Source organism: Aeromicrobium sp. (genome assembly GCF_047606445.1).
GTDB lineage: Bacteria > Actinomycetota > Actinomycetes > Propionibacteriales > Nocardioidaceae > Aeromicrobium.
In genome coordinates this window covers 1-17,881 of record NZ_JASGEK010000054.1, presented here as the reverse complement: position 1 = coordinate 17,881, position 17,881 = coordinate 1, and the positions used below count along the sequence as shown (strand labels likewise).

The window sequence follows — 17,881 nt, the reverse complement described above, 5'->3', positions numbered from 1 at the left end:
CGGGGGAGCGGTGGCGGACGTAGCGTGTCGGCATGGGTCACGGACACGATCACGGCCATGCCGGCGCGGGCGTCGCGCACCGGGGACGTCTGGTCCTCGTGCTGGCGATGTCGGTCGCGGTGCTGCTGGTGCAGGCGGTCGTCGCGATGCTCACCGGCAGCCTCGCGCTGCTGGCCGACGCCGGGCATATGCTCAGCGATGTCATCGGCATCGTCTTGGCGCTGGCGGCGATCACCGTCGCCCAGCTGGGCGGACGTCCCGGGTCGCGGCGCACCTTCGGCTACCAGCGCACCGAGGTGCTGGCGGCCGGCGCCAACGGACTCGTCCTGCTCGGCGTCGCCGCCTGGGTCGTCTGGTCGGCGGTCCGTCGGCTCGGCGACGCCCCGCACATCGACGCCGCGCCCGTGCTGGTCGCCGGGGCCGTCGGACTGACGGTCAACGTCATCGGTCTGTTCTTGCTGCGGGCCGGGGCCGAGGAGAGCCTCAACGTGCGCGGCGCCTACCTGGAGCTGATGGGCGACGCGCTCGGCTCGGTGGCGGTGCTCGTCTCGGCCGGGGTCGTCTGGGCGACCGGCTGGCACGCCGCCGACCCGGTCGCCTCGCTGCTCATCGCCGTCTTCATCGTGCCGCGCGCCGCCTCGCTGCTGCGCGAGGTGGGCGAGGTGCTGATGGAGTCCACGCCGCGCGACCTCGACCTCGACGAGCTGCGTCGGCACTTGCTCGCCATGGACGGCGTCGCCGACGTCCACGACCTGCACGTCTGGACGATCACCTCCGGCATGCCGGTGATGAGCGCGCACATCGTCGTGGAGGCGTCGATCACCGGGCTCGACGAGTCACAGGCGGTGCTCGACCGCATGCGCGCCTGCCTGGCCGAGCACTTCGACGTCGAGCACTCCACCTTCCAGATCGAGTCGCCCGGCCACACCGAGCCCGTCGGCCATCTGCATCACTGAGGCGCCGCCCGCCCCTGCAGGCGCGCCACGAGGAGGTCGAGCCAGCCGCCGACGTGCTCGCGGGCGTCGGGGGTGTCGGGGTAGCGGCAGCGCAGGTGCAGGCCGGACTCGTCGAGGATGAACCACAGCATCACGCCGTTGGTGCGGATCGTCGCGCCGACGTAGCTGGCGTCGAGGGCGGCGGCGTCGACGCGCACCGGCAGGCGGCGCAGGTCGAGCCAGGAGATCGCGAACATGCCGGGGGCCTGGGGCATGCCGCCCCACGGCCGGAGCAGGTCCTCCAGCGGCCACGACCCCAGCGCGATGGCCTCGCGCACGGCGGCCGCGGCGGCCTGCGGGGCGGGGTCGGCCGACTCCAGCACGGAGTTGGTGATGAACCAGCCGACCGAGTCGTGCCAGGTGGCGTCGTAGCGGCTGTGCACAGGGAAGACCGCGCGCAGCGGCGAGTCGGCGAGCGCGAGCGTCGCCTCGGTCATCTCCGCGACGGCCAGCGCGAGCGTCGACACGCCCTCGGCCTTCGCGGCGGCCGAGAAGGCGGCCGAGCTGTGCACGTCGAAGACGTCGCGCACCTCGACCCGTTCGGGCTGGGGGTGCGCGTCGCCCAGCGGCGTCGGGAAGCGCGGCATGACGTCGCCGCTGCTGGCGAGGATCTCGGCCCAGCGGCGGCGGATCGGCTCGGGGGCGAGGGGGCGGTCGCGCAGGGCGCGGGTGTGCTCGGCGAAGGCCGGGACCGGGGTGCGGTCGAGGGTCCGGCCCGCGGTGATCGCGTCGAGCGCGGCGAGCAGGTCGCGGGCGATCACCAGCATCGACCACATGTCGACGTGCGCGTGGTCGGCGGCCACGACCACGGTAGGACCGGCGGCCGTCTCCACGACGCACAGTCGGTGCGACGGCGTGTTGTACGGGTCGCAGGATCGGTCGAGCACCTCGCGCAGGGCCGCCTCGACCGCCTGGCCGGCGCCGATCGGGTGCTCGACCCACGCGCCGGGCGCGATCTCCACCTCGGCCAGGACCGGCTCGCCGCCGTCGCCGGGCGTGAACGCCGAGTGCAGCGTGCCGTGCCGGGCGACGACGGCCAGCCAGGCCGCCGACAGCCGTTCGCGGGGAACGGGGGCGGCGAGCCGGAACGACAGCGCCATCCAGGAGCCGCCGCGCGACCCGGCGCCGACGTGCCGCCGCTGGTCGAAGGAGACGGGAAGGCGGCGGTCGGTCGGGGTGGCGGCGACGTCATAGCCCCACAGCCGACCGAAGGGGAGCCGCAGATGGGCGACATTGGTCAGCCGCATACCCGTACCGTAGCGGGTGGAACGTCCACGAGTGAAGGAGTCGCCATGGCGAGGTTCGGTGTCCCCGGTGCGGAGCTGGACGTCGAGGTGAGCGACGAGGGCGGCCACCCGGTCGTCCAGTTGCACGGGCTGACCTCGAGCCGGGCACGGGACCGGCTGCTCCTCCTCGACCTCGGACGGGGGCTCAGCGGCACCAGGCTGCTGCGCTACGACGCGCGCGGGCACGGCCGCTCCACCGGGCGCGCGGTCCCGCAGGACTACGTGTGGCCGGTGCTGGCCGATGACTTGTTGCGGCTGCTCGACCACTGGTTCCCCGGCGAGCGGGTGCACGGCGTCGGCCCGTCGATGGGCGCGGCGACGCTGCTGCACGCGGCGCTGCTCGACCCCGACCGGTTCAGCGGTCTCACGCTGCTCGTCCCGCCGACGGCCTGGGAGACGCGCGCGGCCCGCGCCGACGAGTACCGGCGACTGGCCGACGTCGTGGAGGCCGGCGGCCTGGTCGGGCTGGCTGCAGCCGACCGCCACGTGCCGCCGCCCGCCGCGGCGGGGACGCCGGAGACGAGACCGGAGGTGGCCGAGGCGCTGCTGCCCTCGGTCTACCGGGGCGCCGCGCTCACCGATCTGCCGCAGCGGTCCGCGCTCGCGGGATTTCACGTGCCGACGACCGTGCTCGCCTGGACCGACGACCCCGGCCATCCCGTCTCCACCGCGGAGGCGCTGGTGGAGCTGGCCGCCGACGCGCGGCTCCGCGTGGCGAGCACGCCGGAGGAGTTGCAGACCTGGCCCGGGGTCCTGCGCGAGGACGTGGGCCGATGCGTGGGGAGGTAGATCAGCAACCTTTCGGCGTTCCGTGAGGTACCTCAGCAACCTCATCGCCGCCGCGTAGGGTTGCTCGGCTACCGCTCGGGCTTTCATAAGGTTGCTGACGTACCTCCCCGCGCTCAACGCCAACGTGTGGGTGAGAGCCAGGCCACAGGGGTCGAGTTCGGGAAAAGGTCTGACCTAAGTTAACCTCTCCTAAGCAAGCTATGCCTCACTGCGGGATCGATCGCAGGGGGGCTTGACGCCTCTCGTTCCTTGGAGGAACAGCATGACATCTCGCCTGGTCGCTCTCCTGTTGAGCGCTGTGCTGGCCCTGGTGATCGCGCCGACGGCGACGTCGGCCGCCGAGAACGGGCCCGCCGTGCCCGACTGTGATTCCTTGACGGAGAAGAACGCCGGGGACGTCGAGGTCGTCAAAGAAGGCGCCCGCATCACCATCGCGACCGACGAGGAGCGCGTCTACCCCGTCCTCTATCCGGGCGACGAGGACCCGGTGACGGTGGGATGGCTCACGCCGACCGACGGCGTCATCGGCATCGACCTGTCGATCCAGCCCGCGGGCGAGATCGTGGTCGCGCTGCTCGACGCCGAGGGCGAGGTCCTCGGGTGGGGCGCGACCGAGCTGACCGAGGAGGAGTCGAACGCGCCGGAGCCGAAGAAGGAGAAGGTCGAGGAGAAGGGTGACGTCTCCCCCGCCGTGCTGGCGGTCGCGCTCGTGTTCGCGGTGCTCATCGGCGGCGGGGCCCTGTTGGCGTACCGCAGCTCCCGGTCGGGCGCGTCGACGGACGACGACGCCCAGACGGACGACGGTGACGCGGAGGACGGCGACGCGACGGACGGCGACGCGGAGGACGGCGACCGGTGAGCGCCCGACGGCTGCCGCTGCTGGCCGTCCTCGTCGCGCTGCTGGGCGCCCTGCTCGTGGCGTGCGGGTCGGGTCCGAAGGCCGACGCCTCGGACGGCACCGCCAAGAACGTCCCCGGCCTGGCCGACGGCACGCCGGTCCGGGTGGTGAAGAACGTCAAGGACGAGGACGTCATCGTCCCCGCCGATCCGCAGCGGGTGGTCACGCTGGCCGAGGTGCCGCTCGACGGCGCGCTGAGTCTGGGCGTGAAGCCCGTCGGGTCGGTCAACGGTCGCGGGCAGAGCGGATTCCCGAACTACCTGGTCGACCAGACCGAGGGCATCGAGACGGTCGGCTCGGTCGCGCAGTTCAACTACGAGGCCATCGCCAACCTCAAGCCCGACCTGATCCTCACCTATGCCACGGTCGCCAACAACCCCGAGGTCGTCGAGATCCTGGGCCAGATCGCGCCGGTCTACTACGCCGGCTATGCGGGCGCGGAGTGGAAGACCACCTTCCGCCACATCGCCGACGCGTTGAACAAGAAGGCCGAGGCCGAGGAGGTGTTGGCCGACTTCGACTCCTACGCCGCTGAGGTGAAGGCGAAACTCGACGACGCGGGCTACGCCGACAAGACCTTCTCCATCGTGCGCTGGCAGGGGTCGAACGCCTCGCTCATCCTCAACGAGCTGCCGCCGGGCATGGCGCTCAAGGCGCTCGGGCTGGCGCGCCCGCCGAACCAGGACAAGGAGGGGCGCGGCCATTCCGAGCCGGTCTCGCTGGAGAACCTGGAGGAGATCGACGCCGACTACATGTTCTTCGGCACGCTCGGCGGCTCGTCGGTCGACAACCCGAACGCGGGCGGCACCGCCGACATCGCGGGCGCGGAGAAGGCGTTGGAGGAGGCCGAGGGAGTGCCGGGCTTCACCCAGCTCACGGCGTACAAGAACGACGGCGTCATCCTGGTCGACGGCTCCCTGTGGACCTCGACGGGCGGCCCGATCCTGATGCGCGGCATCGTCGAGTTCATTGAGGCCGAGCTGCTGTGAGGCGGTTGGCTCACTGGCTGGCCGTCGCGCTTTTCGCCACGACGCTGACCGCCTGCGGGTCGTCGCCGACGGCGGACGGGTCGGACGGGACGGCGAAGAACGTGCCGGGTCTGGCCGACGGCACACCGGTGCGGGTGATCGAGGACGTCGACGAGCAGGACGTGATCGTGCCGGCCGCGCCGCAGCGGGTGGTCGCGTTGAGCGAGCCGGTCCTCGACGGCGCGCTGGCCCTCGACGTCACGCCGGTCGGCTCGGTCACCGGACGCGGCACGGAGGGGCCGCCGAACTACCTCAAGGACCAGGCGGAGGGGATCGAACTGGTCGGCACCGTCGCGCAGTTCGACTTCGAGGCCATCGCCGCGCTCAAGCCCGACCTGATCATGACCTACGCCTCCGGCGGCAACACCCCGGACGCGGTGGAGGTGCTGAGCCAGATCGCGCCGGTCTACTTCGTCGGCTATGCGGGCGCGGACTGGAAGACGACCTTCCGCCATGTCGCGAACGCGTTGAACAAGTCCGACGAGGCCGAGCGGGTGCTCGCCGACTTCGACGTCGAGGCCGCGCTGCTGTGAGACGTTCCCCGTGTGGTCGGTGAGTGATCCACCTTGTGAGCGCTCATAGGGTGGAAGATCCACCAACCCACGGGCAAAGGTGGACAACTCACCGCCTTGAGGGGGTCGTGAGGCGCGGTGGCGGGGGTGGAGGCGGAGGGGTGACCTCGGTCTCATCGGGGGAGGGGTCTGGACGGAAATGTCTGATGTAAGTTACGCTCGCCTAAAGAAAGACAGACTTACCTGAGAGGAATGCTCCCATGGCACAAGCCGGAGCGCACGCCGGGCGGTCGGACGCCCTGGCCGCGCGGTCGCGCCATGGCGGATCGTCCGTCTCAGGGAACCAGGCAGGAGTCGCTGTGCGGCGGGTCGTCCCGACGCCGACGCGACGACATCAGGCCCATCTGATTGGGGGAAGAGGAAGGTGCTTCAGATGAACACCACCATCATGGAGGTCGGGGGCGCGCGGCCCTTCGACCTGAGGCGCGCCAGCGTCCTCGTCGCCGCGCTGGCCATGATCGCCACGGCGTTGGGTCTGGTCACGGCCAGCCCGGCCAAGGCGAGCACCAATGAGATCAACCTGGCGCTGTCCGGTGCGGTCACCGGTGCGAGCGTCCTCTACGACCTCTACGACTTCTCTGGACAGGCGAACCAGAACGTGCGAGTCGACCTCGTGCGCGACGGTGAGTCGTTCGCGCGCAGCACGCAGAGCGTTCCGCTCGACAGCGCGGGCGACTCCGGGTTCACGGGCATCTCGGTCCCGACCAACGCGCCGCTCGGCGTCAACGCCTACCGCCTGAAGGTCTACAGCTCCGCGAGCGTCCTGCTCGCCACGAGCGATCCGATCACCGTCAGTTCCGGTGGCAACCGTGTCACCAACCCGGGCGACCACGCGAGCGGCACGGAGTCGGTGAGCGTGCAGCAAGGCGGTCTCTGGACGTTCAACGGCACGAGCTTCACCGCCAACGGCGACCTGGAGGCCACCGCGACGGTTGCAGGTGTGCCGAACACGGTGCTTGACGGTGTCGGCCAGAACGGCAGCGGCGAGTGGGATCTGGACGCCAGCGGCAACACGCAGGGCATCGTCCGGGTGAAGGTGCCCGCGAGCACGCCGACCGGCAGCTTCGCGATCACCTTCAGCGACGGCACGAAGACCGTGACCCGCACGCTGACCGTCACGGCGGCGGTCGCCGCCACGGTGACGGTGAACAGCTCGACGGCCTCCACGGTCACCATCAGCGGCACGGGTTGGACGCATCCGACGGCGGCCGCCGGTTCGGTCATCGCCATCAAGATCGACGACGGCGCCTACTCGCACGTGGACAGCCACTATGCCACCCACCCCCAGCCCGGAGTGGGTGGAAACATCGCCAACCAGTCGGTCTGGTACGCCATCCAAGCGGACTCCAGCGGCAACTTCTCCAATGTCGTCATCCAGTTGCCGGACGGCAGCGGAGCGGGCACTGGCTCCACGTGGGTCAGCAGCACCGGGAGCTTCAACCCGTCGGCGTCGCACACGCTGCGTCTGCTCTCCGGCAACCTCTACCAGCCGTCCCCGACGGACACCAGCCGCACGGTGGAGAGCGCCGCCTTCTGAGTCTGTGACCGCTGTGCCACTCCGCTGAAGTGCGGGGCCTGCCGCGTCACACGCTGACGCGGCAGGCCCCACCCCTGATGTTCTGAACGACCCTTCCCCGCACGCCCTGAACGATTGTGACGAGAGCCATGACTGCGATGACCCTCCCCTCGACCCGCCACGCCGCCCGTTGGGCGCGTCATGTGCTGGCGTTGGCGCTCGCCTTGATCCTCATGGGCTCGATGGTCGTGTCCGCCACGGCCCCGGCGAGCGCGGCCGAGGTCGAGCCGACGCCCACGCCGGAGGCGACCGCGCCGACCCTCGCCTGGACGGCCGACGCGCTCACCGTCGCCGCCGGGCAGACCGCCGAGCTGACCGTCACGGTCGTCGGCGCCGAGGGCGCGGACCACACCCTCGACCTGCTGCGCTGGGATGCCGCCGCCGGAGCGGCCGGCGAGTTCGTCGCGCTCACCGACGAGCAGCACCCGCAGTTCACGCAAGAGGGCGTCGTCTCCGGCGAGCACACCTTCGAACTGGCCGGTGTCACCGAGGCCGAGAACGGCGCGCGCTATCAGGCGCGTCTGCGTCCCGCCGCCGACCTCGCCGCGACCTCGGCGCTCTCGGCGCCGTTGACCTTGACCGTCACGCCCGCTCCGACGAGCCCGGAGCCCCACGTCGACGAGGCCGCGCCGTCCGCGCCGCAGGCCGACCCGTCCGTCATCACGCCCTTCGCGGCCGAGGCGTCGGAGCCGCCGGTGGAGTACACGGCTCCTGATGGGGCGAAGATGTGGGTGCCGTCGACGTGGGTCGAGGGTGAGGATCTGGTGGTCACGGGCGAGGGGTGGTTGACGTCGGAGGGTCAGCCGTCGGGGATCGTGTTCTCGACGCAGTCGCCGCGGGTGACGTTCGACGAGTCGGTGACGGTGTTCGCGGACGCGTCGGGCGCGTGGTCGGCGCGGATTCCTTATCCGACGCCGGATAATTCGAATCTGGCGGCCGCGTGGGCTGCGGGTCAGACGGTGCGACTGCGCGCGGTGAGTGGTGCGTCGGTGGCTGGTGATGTGGTCCGTAGTGTGCAGTCCGATCCGGTGACGGTGGTCGGTGGTGGTTCGTCGGAGCCGGTGGTTCCGTCGTTCACGGCGCAGCCGGCCGATGTGACGGTGGACGAGGGCGGCGACGCGGAGTTCTCGGTGTCGGCGTCGGGTGAGCCGGAGCCGAGTCTGCGGTGGGAGTCTTCCACGAATGGCACGGACTGGGCTGTGGTCGCGGGTGAGACGGGTGAGACGTTGCGTCTGTCGGGGGTGCAGGTCGCGCAGTCGGGCACGAAGTATCGGGCGGTCGCTGTGAATAGCGCGGGCGAGGTTGCGTCGAATCCCGCCACCCTCACCGTCACCCCGACCTCGCTCACGGCTCCAGTGGTGAGCACGCAGCCGCAGAGCGCGTCGGTGCGGGCGGGCGAGAGCGCCAGCTTCACCGCCGCCGCCACCGGCCACCCGACGCCGGCCGTGCGGTGGGAGTCCTCCGTCGACGACGGAGCCAGCTGGTCGCCGGTCGCCGGAGCCACCACCGGCACGCTCGCGCTGAACGCCGTCGCCGAGGACATGACCGGCACGCGCTACCGCGCGGTGTTCACCAATAGCGAGGGCTCTGACACGACCGCCGAGGCCACCCTCACGGTGACCGATCCGGGCGACATCCCCGTAGGCGGGCGCCCCTATGTGACGGTGCAGCCGCAGGACGCCGCGCACACCAAGGACTCCATGCTCGTCTACTTCCGCGCCGAGGTGGCCGCCACCACCCCGCCGGACTCGGTGCAGTGGGAGTACAAGCTGCCCGGCACGGACACCTGGTCGCGGGAATGGAGGCTCAACAACGACGTCACCCGCACCCTCGGCGCCACGGAGTCCGGCGACTACGTCTCGACGCTGCCCGTGGGCGCCGGTTACCTCGGCACCGCCACCGGCAACAGCGTGGCCAACGGCACCCAGTACCGGGCGGTCTTCGTCAACGCCGACGGGACCACCGTCACCGAGCCGGCCACGCTGACCCGACCCGAACCGACGTTCCAGGTGGTCGGCGACGGTCCGTACCGCATCGGCGACACGATCAATCTGGAGTACAACGGACCCAACGGGTCGTGGAAGTACTTCCTGGTGACGCCCGACGGCCACAGCATCAACATGCAGGCGGGCAATCAGTACGGGGAGGTACCCGGGAGCGAGACCTGGGGCGACGCCTTCAGGAGCAGTTACACCGTTCCGTGGCGCTATGTGTTGGAAGCCAACTCCAACCCCGGCCACAGCAACGGCGACGTGGCGCAGTTCAAACCCGGCGCCGCTCAGGTGCAACTTCGCAGCGGGGATGTGGTGATCGCCTCCCAGGAGATCGAACTCGCGCCGCGCGAAGGCGACGACCAGCCGCACCGCATCACGGTGCAGCCGGAGGACCAGTCCGCCGCAGTCGGGGAGTGGGTGGAGTTCCGCGCCGAGTACGAGGCCAGCGGCGCCTACGACATCTGCTGGCTGACCATCGGCCGTGACACTCCGGCGGGTTACTGCACTCCGGCGCAAAGCAACGGCGGGTTCGTCGTGAGCTACGAGAACGGTGTGGCGATCTTCCGGATGAAGATCGGCTCCGCCTACAACTACAACCTGCAACTGCAGCTCGCGATCAGCAACGCCTCCGGCTATGAGCTCTCACGGGTCGCCGGCCTCCAGAGCCCCGAACCGGTCGACGTGACCGCCGACCTGCCCGCCACCGCCGTCACCGGCGCCGGCCAGCCGACCACGCTCACCGCGACGGCCACCGGCAAGCCCCGCCCGAGCGCCACCTGGTACTCCAGCGCCGACGGCCAGGACTGGACCGAGGTCACCGGCGGCGAGGTCGCCGCGACGAACAGCGACGCCTGGACCACCACCAGCACGCTCACCTTCGCCCAGACCGCCGCCGAACAGAACGGCCTGCGCTACAAGGCCGTCTTCGGCAACGGCCTGACCACCGACGAGACCCGCGCGCTCGCGCTCACCGTGGCCGCCGACGACGTGCCGGTGAGCCTCGGCGACCACCCGGCCGACGTCACCGTGGAGGCCGGCGGCGACGCCGTCTTCACCGCCGGCGCCACCGGCGTTCCCAGCCCCACCGTCCAGTGGGAGTCCTCGACCGACGGCACGACCTGGTCGCCGGTCGCGGGAGCCACCGGCGCGACGCTCAAGCTGGCGGGCGTCACGGTCGCGAAGAACGGCACGCGCTACCGGGCGGTGTTCACCAACAGCGCCTCGCCGGACGGCGTCGCCACCGAGGCCGCCACGCTGACCGTCGTGCCCCGCGCGGTCATCCGCGAGTACTGCGGCAAGCACTACGGCCCGCGCGAGGCCGACGCCGGCCACGAGTTCTGCTTCAAGGGGCCGGAGAAGGTCGTCGTCGGCGAGCCCATCGTCATCGAGGGCGTCGGCGGCTACCTCGCCACCGACGACACCACCGGCTCGGTCGTCAACTTCTTCCTCGACGCCGAGTTCTCCGGCGACCCGAAGACGCTGTACAGCACGCGGGAGGTCAAGCACCCCGTCACCGGCGCGGCCATCACCGACGACCGCTCGCACGCGGTCGTGCAGGCCAACCCCGACGGCACCTGGCGCGTCGAGATCCCGTTCCCGACCAATGAGAACGCCTACACCACCCCGGCGCAGGACGTCGCCGAACTCTGGAAGACCGGCACCAACCACTCGGTGCGCATGCTCACCGGCTCGCTGCTGACCAGCCCGGCCGACCGCCAAGGCGGAGCCTCGCTCTACTTCACGGTCGTCGACAGCCTCGACGAGGAGGTCCGTCCCGGCGTGCCCGCCTACGAGCACCAGACCTTCGACTCCGAGGTCGCCGGCGACGAGGCCGTGGCCTGGCTGCAACAGTCCGTCGAGACGTCCTCGGGCCAGATCAAGCTCAGCGGCAACGGCTGGCTCACCGCCGACAAGTCCGGCCCGTCGCGTCTCGTCGTCCGCCTGGTCGACGAGGACGGCACGCCGCTTCGACGCACCGGCGCCGACGTGATCGACGGCGACCCGACCATCTGGCAGGTCGTCGACGCCCGCGACAACGGCGACCTCGACACCGCCCTCGAACTGCCCGAGGACGCCGCCCCCGGCGACTACCTCGCCGTGCGGATCGACACCTCGCCCGACACGCTCGCCGGCGACGTCGCCCGCCACTGGGAGTCCGCGCCGCTCGAGATCGACGGCCAGACCTACCTCCCGCCGCTGACCGGCACGTGCACGGCCGGCGAGACCGAGTACACCTACGAGCTCGCGCCCGGCATGGCCGTCCCGGCCGCCAACGTCGGCGGCACGATCCGGCTCACCGGCCAGAAGTGGTGCAACAAGGTCGGCACCGGCTCGCTCATCGCGGTCAAGATCAACGCCGGCGGCTACTCCCACAAGGGCGCCGAGTCGGCCGAGATCGTCAACGCCGCCACCGGCGAGGTCGGCACGTGCCAGGCGACGGTCTGCCTGACGAACAAGACCATCTGGTACGTCATCGAGGCCGAAGACGACGGCAGCTTCGACGTCGAGATCCCGCTGCCGGACCGCTCCAACTCCGTCCCGGGCTTCGCGGAGGGCTCCTACACGCTGCAACTGCTGACCCGGACCATCGCCGCCGACCCGTACTACGAGGGTCAGCGTCCCGACCCGTCGCGCAGCCTCGCGACGCCGGAGTTCACCGTCGTCGCCGAGGGCGTGCCGCTCGACGACGTCAAGCCCGGCAAGCCGAGCGCGCCGCCGGAGGCGCTGCACGTCGACGACGACCTGCCGACGTCGGCCCAGGGCGGCCTCACCGTCAGCCAGCAGGCGACGCAGTGGGTCGTGAAGGTGCCGAACGCCGAGCCCGGCGACTGGGTCTACGCCAGCATGTTCGACGGACCGTCGCCGCGCCTGCCGTGGGGCAGCGAGTGGTTCCAGGTGAGCGCGACGGGCACCATCGCCCTGCCGCTGGCCGGGGCCACCCTTCCCGTCGGCTCCAACAAGTTCGCCGTCCAGGCCCGCGACGGCTCGCCCCTGGGCTGGACCTGGGTCGAGGTCGAGGCTCCGGCCGAGACCCCGAAGCCGCAGACCCCGTCGGCGCCCGCGACCAGCGGTCAGGCCGCCAGCGGCGCCACGGCCGTCGCCTCCAGCAGCGGCTCGGGCAGCTCCGGCGGCGTGGCGCTCGCGGCCGGGACCGTCTCCCAGCCCAAGCCCGGCCACACCCCTCCCGCTCCGGTCGAGCACTACCGCGACCTCACGTCGGCCAACGTCGGCCCGGTCGTCGGCGTCGAGAGCGAGGGCAACCTCGTCGTCACGCTGCCCTCGGTCGAGCCCGGCACGTGGGTGTACCTGTACCTCTACCCGGAGAAGGGCGACCCGGTGCCCGTCGGCTGGGTGCAGGTCGGCGACGACCATCTGGTCACCGTCTCGCTCAAGAGCATCCCGCCCGGGCTCAACAAACTCGCCTTCGTGAGCCCCGACGGCGCGATCGTCGGCTGGACGACGGCGCAGGGGCCGGACGCGCCGGACGGAGTCGAGACGAAGAACGAGGCCTCCGTGGCGTCAGTCGTCGAGGACCTGATCGAGAACGGCGCGACCTTCTGGACCTGGCTGCTGATCGCCCTCGCGGTGTTCGTGGTGCTGGGCTCGGCGGCGGCCGCCATCGCCCTACGGACCCCGCCCAACACCGGACCGCCCGCCCCACCCGTCGCGTGAGAGAGAAGGACACCGACATGCGTGACAAGAGACTGTCGACCCTGCTGGCCCCGCTCGGGGTGCTGCTGACCCTGCTGACGCTGACCCTGGTCGGACCGGCCCGGGCGCTGCCGCCGGGCGGCCCCGGACCGGAGACGCCCGGCACCACCTCCCGGGTCTGGCCGACCAACGTCGGCCCCGGCGGCGTCCTGCACTTCGAGGTCGCCGGCTACCCGGCCAACGAGACCGTCTACATCAAGATCGACGACGGCAACATGTGCAGCGACACCTCGCACGGCGCCTGCGTCTACCACACCCAGAAACTCGACTCGAAGGGTTACGCCAAGGGCTCCATCGTGCTGCCGGCCGACATCGCGAACGGCGCCCACTGGCTGCGCATGCTCGCCACCGGCGACGTCTTCGACGACGACGGCAACAAGATCGGCTACACCGGCTACACGCGTCGCGGCGGCAACGACTTCACCGTCGTCCCCGGCGGCGTCACCGACGGCAGCGGCGCCCCGACCGTCGCGCTCGCCGACGTCTCCGGCCCCGCCCAGGGCACCGACACCAAGGGCGGCTCCGGTGGGGCCTCCGGAGGCGCCGTCGCCACGGTCGAAGGGGGCACCATCGAGCTCGACGCCGCCGGCGAGGGCGGCGAGGGCGAGGAGGACGGCGCCTCGGACGACACCAAGGACGCTGCCCAGGTCGTTCCCTACGAGAAGAGCGGCGGGCTGCCGACGGTCGGCATCGCGGCCGTCGGCGGAGCGCTGCTGCTCGGCGCGGGCTTCATCGGCTGGGCGCTGCTGCACCGTCGCAAGGCCATGGCCGCGGCGGCTGCTGCCGCGGCTCCGGCGGCCGCTGAGTGACGGCGGTCCAGAGCGGGAAGGCCGCCACCGGCCGGGCCGAGATCACCCGGCCGGGCACGGTCAGGGCCGGGGCGGTCGTCCTGGTGCTCGCCGTGCTGGCGGTGGCCTGCCTGCTGTCGCTGTCGGTCGGCTCGAAGCCGATGACCGTGGCGCGGGCGTGGGAGGTGCTGCTGAGCCCGGACGGCACGTGGGAGTCGACCGCCGTCCACGGCCACCGCGTGCCGCGCACGATCCTCGGGGTGCTCGTCGGGGCGTCGCTCGGCGTGGCGGGCGCGCTCATGCAGTCGCTGACCCGCAACCCGCTCGCCGACCCCGGCGTCCTCGGCGTCAACGCGGGGGCGTCCTTCGCGGTCGTGCTGTCGGTGGCGCTCGTCGGGCAGAGCAGCATCGGCTTCTACCTCTGGTTCGCCTTCCTCGGCGCGGCGCTCGCCTCCGTCGCGGTGTACGCGCTGGCGACCGTCGGACAGCGCACCGGCACGCCGGTGCGTCTGGCGCTGGCGGGCGTGGCGATCAGCGGGGCCTTGCAGTCGCTGACCACGACCGTGATCCTGCGCGACCAGGTGGCCTTCAACGAGTTCCGCTTCTGGGTGGCCGGATCGATGGAGGGACGGCTCTACGGGGTCGTCTGGACGGTCACGCCGTTCATCGCCGTCGGGCTCCTCGTCGCGTTGGTCCTCGCGCCGGCGTTGAACGCGATGGCGCTCGGCGAGGAGACCGGGCGCGCGCTCGGCGTGCGGGTCGAGAGCACCCGGCGCTGGACGGTCGTCGCGGTGACGCTCTTGTGCGGCGCGGCCACGGCGGCGGTCGGTCCGCTGGTCTTCGTCGGGCTCGCGGTGCCGTTCGCGGCGCGGCTCATGGTCGGCAGCGACCAGCGCTGGGTCACCGGCTTCAGTCTGGTCCTCGGGCCCGCGTGGCTGCTGACCGCCGACGTGCTGGCCCGCGTGCTGGTGCGCCCCAGTGAGGTCGAGGTCGGCATCATCGCGGCGCTGATCGGCGCGCCGGTGTTCGTGGCCATCGTCCGCCGTCGAAGGATCGCGGCGCTATGAGCGCCCGACGACGCGCCTCCGGGGGACGCACGATGATGCTTTTGGGTCGCTATCGCTACCGAAACTCATCATCCTGCGTGCCGGAGCGGACGGGAGGGACTGTCGTGACCGACCTTCAGACACACGTCCGGGCGAGTCTGCGGCGGCGGCACCACATCGTGCGGGTCGGGCCGTGGTCGGCGCGCTTCGAGCGACGCGGCGCGCCGGTCTACCTGACGCTGTTCGCCGTGGCGGTGGCCGCCGGGATCGCGGGCATCCTCATCGGCGACTACCCGATCTCGCTCGGACAGGTGGTCGCGTCCTTCGTCGGGACGGCGACCGACCCGCTGGCCCAGTACTTCGTGACCGACGTGCGGCTGCCGCGCGCGGTGACGGCGCTGCTCGTCGGGGCCGCGCTCGGCACGTCCGGGGCGATCTTCCAGACGATCTCGGGCAACCCGCTCGGCAGCCCCGACGTCATCGGCTTCACGACCGGCTCGGCCACCGGGGCGCTCGTCCAGATCATCATCGTCGGCGGCGACACGCAGGCGGTGGCGCTCGGCGCGATCGTCGGCGGGCTCGCCACGGCGGCGGTCGTCTACGGGCTGGCCTGGCGCGGGGGCGTGGCGGGCTTCCGGCTCGTGCTCGTCGGCATCGGCGTCAGCGCGACCCTCGCCGCCGTCAACTCGCTGCTCATCGTCAAGGCGCCGTTGGAGAGCGCGCAGGAGGCGGCGTCCTGGCTGGCCGGGTCGCTCAACGCCGTGCTGTGGCCGGAGGCGCTGAGCGTCGCGCTGGCGCTGGCGGTCCTGCTGCCGGTCGCCTGGGTCCAGTTCCGCGCGCTCAGCTCCTTCCCGCTCGGCGACCTCACCGCCACGAGCCTCGGCGTGCGGGTCGAGCGCAGCCGCTTCGTCCTGATCGGCGTCGGCGTCGCGCTCATGGCCGTCGCCACCGCCGCCACCGGCCCGATCGCCTTCGTCGCGCTGGCCGCGCCCCACCTCGTCCGCAAGATCACCGGGACGGCGGGCGTCGGCATGTTCGGCGCGGCGATGATGGGCGGCGTGCTGGTGCTCGTCAGCGACCTCGTCGGCCGTCGCGTCTTCGCGCCGGCCGAGTTGGAGGTCGGCGTCGTCACCGGCACGATCGGCGGCCTCTACCTGATTTTCCTGCTCATCGTCGAGAGAAAGCGGCTTTAGCGATATGTCGACTATCACGGACTCCCGTCTGCGCGGCGAGGGGCTCGTCGTCGGCTACGGCGACACCCCGATCCTCGACGGCGTCGACGCGCAGGTGCTGGACGGCGAGCTGACGGTCATCGTCGGCCCGAACGCCTGCGGCAAGTCGACGCTGCTCAAGGCGCTCACCCGCATGCTGTCGCCGACGTCCGGCCGCGTGCTGCTCGACGACCGCGCCATCGGCGACTTCGCGCCCAAGGAGGTCGCCCGGCGGCTCGGCATGCTGCCGCAGGCTCCGACCGCGCCCGACGGCATCACCGTCTCCGACCTCGTCGCGCGGGGCCGCTACCCGCACCAGGGCCTGCTCAAACAGTGGTCGCAGGCCGACGAGCAGGCCGTGGTCGACGCGCTGATCGCGGCAGGGGTGGCCGACCTCGCCGACCGCGACGTCGACCAGCTGTCCGGCGGTCAGCGCCAGCGGGTCTGGATCGCGATGGCGCTCGCCCAGGAGACGCCGATCCTGCTGCTGGACGAGCCGACCACCTTCCTCGACATCGCCCATCAGGTCGAGGTGCTCAACCTCTGTCGCGACATGCGCGAGCGCGGTATCACGGTCGTCGCGGTGCTGCACGACCTCAACCTCGCCTTCCGGTACGCCACCCGTCTCATCGTCATGTCGCAGGGCGCGATCGTCGCCGAGGGCGCGCCGAAGGACGTGGTGACCGCTGAACTGATCGAGGACGTCTTCTCGCTGCCGTGCCAGATCATCGACGACCCGCAGACCGGCACGCCGCTCGTCATCCCGTTGGCGTGAAGCATGCCGCCGACCCCGCCGCGCGTGCCGCGCCCCACCCCGCCCCCGGTCACAGGCGGTCCGGCCGACGACGTCCTGACCGCCGGGGCGGCGTCCGGCCGGGGACCGTTGGTCGAGGAGCTGGGCGACGGGACGGCGGTCGTGACCTTCTGGTGGCGCGATGCCGAGGCGGCGGAGGTGCTGCTGTTCGTCAACCGGATCGTCGACCCAGATCGTCTCGACGCCTCGCTGATGGAGCGCGTGCCGGGCACGGATCTGTGGCGACGCTCCTACCGGCTGGCGACCACGTGGCGCGCCGCTTACGCCTTCGTGCCCCGGCGGCCGGGGGAGCCGGCCCCCTGGCTCGACGCCGAGGGTCGCGTGCGGGTGCGGGCGGCCTTGCCGTCGGCCCGGCGCGACCCGGGTGAAGCCGACTGGGTGCGCCAGCGCGACGGCGCGGTCCAGTCGGTGATCGCCCTGCCCGACGCCCCGCCGCAGCCCTGGCGGCACGAGCGTCCGGGCGTCCCGCGCGGGTCGGTGGGCGAGGAGGTCGCGCCGGGTGGCCGCCGGGTGTGGGTCTACGAGCCGCCTGCCGGGCCGGTCGAGCGGACGTTGGTGGTCTTCGACGGGGAGTCGTGGCGCGACGTGCTGCCGACCTCGCTCGACAACCTCCTGGCCGACGGCCTCGTCCCGCCGACCCGGGCGCTGCTGGTCGAGGCGGGGGAGCGGCGGACCGAGGACGTGGCCGGCCGGGTGGTCGACGCCTGGGCCGCTGACGAGCTGCTGCCGTGGGCGCGCCAGCGCTGGGGCGATCCGGGGCGCGTGGTGGTCGCCGGTCAGAGCCTCGGCGGCGTGGCGGCGCTGCGCACGGCCCTGCGGCGGCCCGGCCTGGTCGACGCGGTCGTCGCCTCGTCGGCCTCGCTCTGGCTGACCGAGGACGAGCCGTGGGACGTTCCGGCGGTCCGGGGCCTGACCGTCCGCCTCCAGGTCGGCCGCCACGAGTGGGTGCTCACCGCCCCGCACCGCGCCCTCGCCGACCGGCTCGCCGCCCTCGGCGCCGACGTCGACCTCGCCGAGTACGACGGCGGCCACGACATGTCCTGGTGGCGCGGCTCCCTCCCCGACGCCCTCGCCACCCTCACCTCCCCCTGAAGCGGTGAGTTGTCCACGTTTCGGGCTCCGTCGGTGACCGGTCCACGTTATGAGCGCTCATAGGGTGGACAGGTCACCGAC

13 protein-coding genes are annotated in these 17,881 nt (G+C 71.9%); 12 read left to right on the top strand and 1 reads right to left on the bottom strand.

Features of this window, described 5'->3' with window-relative positions; all coding sequences use genetic code 11:
• Positions 1 to 32: 32 nt before the first annotated feature.
• Entirely contained in the window at positions 33 to 956 is a 924-nt protein-coding gene (locus tag QM621_RS10050) for a cation diffusion facilitator family transporter (protein WP_414990244.1), read from the top strand.
• On the opposite strand, the gene QM621_RS10045 is transcribed toward QM621_RS10050, so the two are convergent.
• On the bottom strand, positions 950 to 2,242 hold the full coding sequence (locus tag QM621_RS10045; RefSeq protein WP_414990243.1) for a condensation domain-containing protein: 1,293 nt from the start codon (positions 2,240 to 2,242) through the stop codon (positions 950 to 952). The genes QM621_RS10050 and QM621_RS10045 overlap by 7 nt on opposite strands.
• A gap of 45 nt (positions 2,243 to 2,287) precedes the next feature.
• Here QM621_RS10045 and QM621_RS10040 point away from each other — a divergent pair, with 45 nt between their 5' ends.
• From QM621_RS10040 to QM621_RS09990, 11 genes are all read left to right on the top strand, one after another.
• Positions 2,288 to 3,070, top strand: coding sequence for an alpha/beta fold hydrolase (locus tag QM621_RS10040; protein ID WP_414990242.1), 783 nt, complete (start codon positions 2,288 to 2,290; stop codon positions 3,068 to 3,070).
• Positions 3,071 to 3,332: 262 nt separating this feature from the next.
• Positions 3,333 to 3,929, top strand: coding sequence for a hypothetical protein (locus tag QM621_RS10035; RefSeq protein WP_414990241.1), 597 nt, complete (start codon positions 3,333 to 3,335; stop codon positions 3,927 to 3,929).
• Positions 3,926 to 4,957 carry an iron-siderophore ABC transporter substrate-binding protein gene (locus tag QM621_RS10030; RefSeq protein ID WP_414990240.1) on the top strand — a complete coding sequence of 344 codons (1,032 nt, stop codon included), beginning with the start codon at positions 3,926 to 3,928 and terminating at the stop codon, positions 4,955 to 4,957. The genes QM621_RS10035 and QM621_RS10030 overlap by 4 nt, the downstream gene beginning before the upstream one ends.
• Positions 4,954 to 5,529 carry an ABC transporter substrate-binding protein gene (locus QM621_RS10025; protein WP_414990239.1) on the top strand — a complete coding sequence of 192 codons (576 nt, stop codon included), beginning with the start codon at positions 4,954 to 4,956 and terminating at the stop codon, positions 5,527 to 5,529. Before QM621_RS10030 ends, QM621_RS10025 begins: the two co-directional genes overlap by 4 nt.
• A 412-nt stretch (positions 5,530 to 5,941) precedes the next feature.
• Positions 5,942 to 7,105 (top strand): hypothetical protein, encoded by a 1,164-nt coding sequence (locus tag QM621_RS10020; RefSeq protein WP_414990238.1) that lies wholly within the window; start codon positions 5,942 to 5,944, stop codon positions 7,103 to 7,105.
• A 128-nt stretch (positions 7,106 to 7,233) separates the two neighbouring features.
• Positions 7,234 to 12,810: a hypothetical protein gene (locus tag QM621_RS10015; protein ID WP_414990237.1), complete on the top strand. Its 5,577-nt coding sequence runs from the start codon at positions 7,234 to 7,236 to the stop codon at positions 12,808 to 12,810.
• Positions 12,811 to 12,827: 17 nt separating this feature from the next.
• The gene (locus tag QM621_RS10010) at positions 12,828 to 13,658 is read left to right on the top strand and encodes a hypothetical protein (protein WP_414990236.1); all 831 of its coding nucleotides are present in this window, start codon (positions 12,828 to 12,830) and stop codon (positions 13,656 to 13,658) included.
• Positions 13,655 to 14,704 (top strand): FecCD family ABC transporter permease, encoded by a 1,050-nt coding sequence (locus QM621_RS10005; protein ID WP_414990235.1) that lies wholly within the window; start codon positions 13,655 to 13,657, stop codon positions 14,702 to 14,704. Before QM621_RS10010 ends, QM621_RS10005 begins: the two co-directional genes overlap by 4 nt.
• A 104-nt stretch (positions 14,705 to 14,808) precedes the next feature.
• Complete coding sequence (locus QM621_RS10000) at positions 14,809 to 15,876, top strand: FecCD family ABC transporter permease (protein WP_414990234.1); 1,068 nt, start codon at positions 14,809 to 14,811, stop codon at positions 15,874 to 15,876.
• A gap of 4 nt (positions 15,877 to 15,880) precedes the next feature.
• Positions 15,881 to 16,669, top strand: a complete 789-nt coding sequence (locus tag QM621_RS09995; protein WP_414990233.1) for an ABC transporter ATP-binding protein — start codon at positions 15,881 to 15,883, stop codon at positions 16,667 to 16,669.
• 3 nt (positions 16,670 to 16,672) lie between these two features.
• Positions 16,673 to 17,800 carry an enterochelin esterase domain-containing protein gene (locus QM621_RS09990; RefSeq protein WP_414990232.1) on the top strand — a complete coding sequence of 376 codons (1,128 nt, stop codon included), beginning with the start codon at positions 16,673 to 16,675 and terminating at the stop codon, positions 17,798 to 17,800.
• Positions 17,801 to 17,881 lie beyond the last annotated feature (81 nt).

Coding starts and splice junctions, on each gene's coding strand:
- QM621_RS09990 (WP_414990232.1), top strand. CDS start 16,673: ATGCCGCCGACCCCGCCGCGCGTGCCGCGCCCCACCCCGCCCCCGGTC.
- QM621_RS10040 (WP_414990242.1), top strand. CDS start 2,288: ATGGCGAGGTTCGGTGTCCCCGGTGCGGAGCTGGACGTCGAGGTGAGC.
- QM621_RS09995 (WP_414990233.1), top strand. CDS start 15,881: ATGTCGACTATCACGGACTCCCGTCTGCGCGGCGAGGGGCTCGTCGTC.
- QM621_RS10035 (WP_414990241.1), top strand. CDS start 3,333: ATGACATCTCGCCTGGTCGCTCTCCTGTTGAGCGCTGTGCTGGCCCTG.
- QM621_RS10045 (WP_414990243.1), bottom strand. CDS start 2,242: ATGCGGCTGACCAATGTCGCCCATCTGCGGCTCCCCTTCGGTCGGCTG.
- QM621_RS10050 (WP_414990244.1), top strand. CDS start 33: ATGGGTCACGGACACGATCACGGCCATGCCGGCGCGGGCGTCGCGCAC.
- QM621_RS10015 (WP_414990237.1), top strand. CDS start 7,234: ATGACTGCGATGACCCTCCCCTCGACCCGCCACGCCGCCCGTTGGGCG.
- QM621_RS10020 (WP_414990238.1), top strand. CDS start 5,942: ATGAACACCACCATCATGGAGGTCGGGGGCGCGCGGCCCTTCGACCTG.
- QM621_RS10010 (WP_414990236.1), top strand. CDS start 12,828: ATGCGTGACAAGAGACTGTCGACCCTGCTGGCCCCGCTCGGGGTGCTG.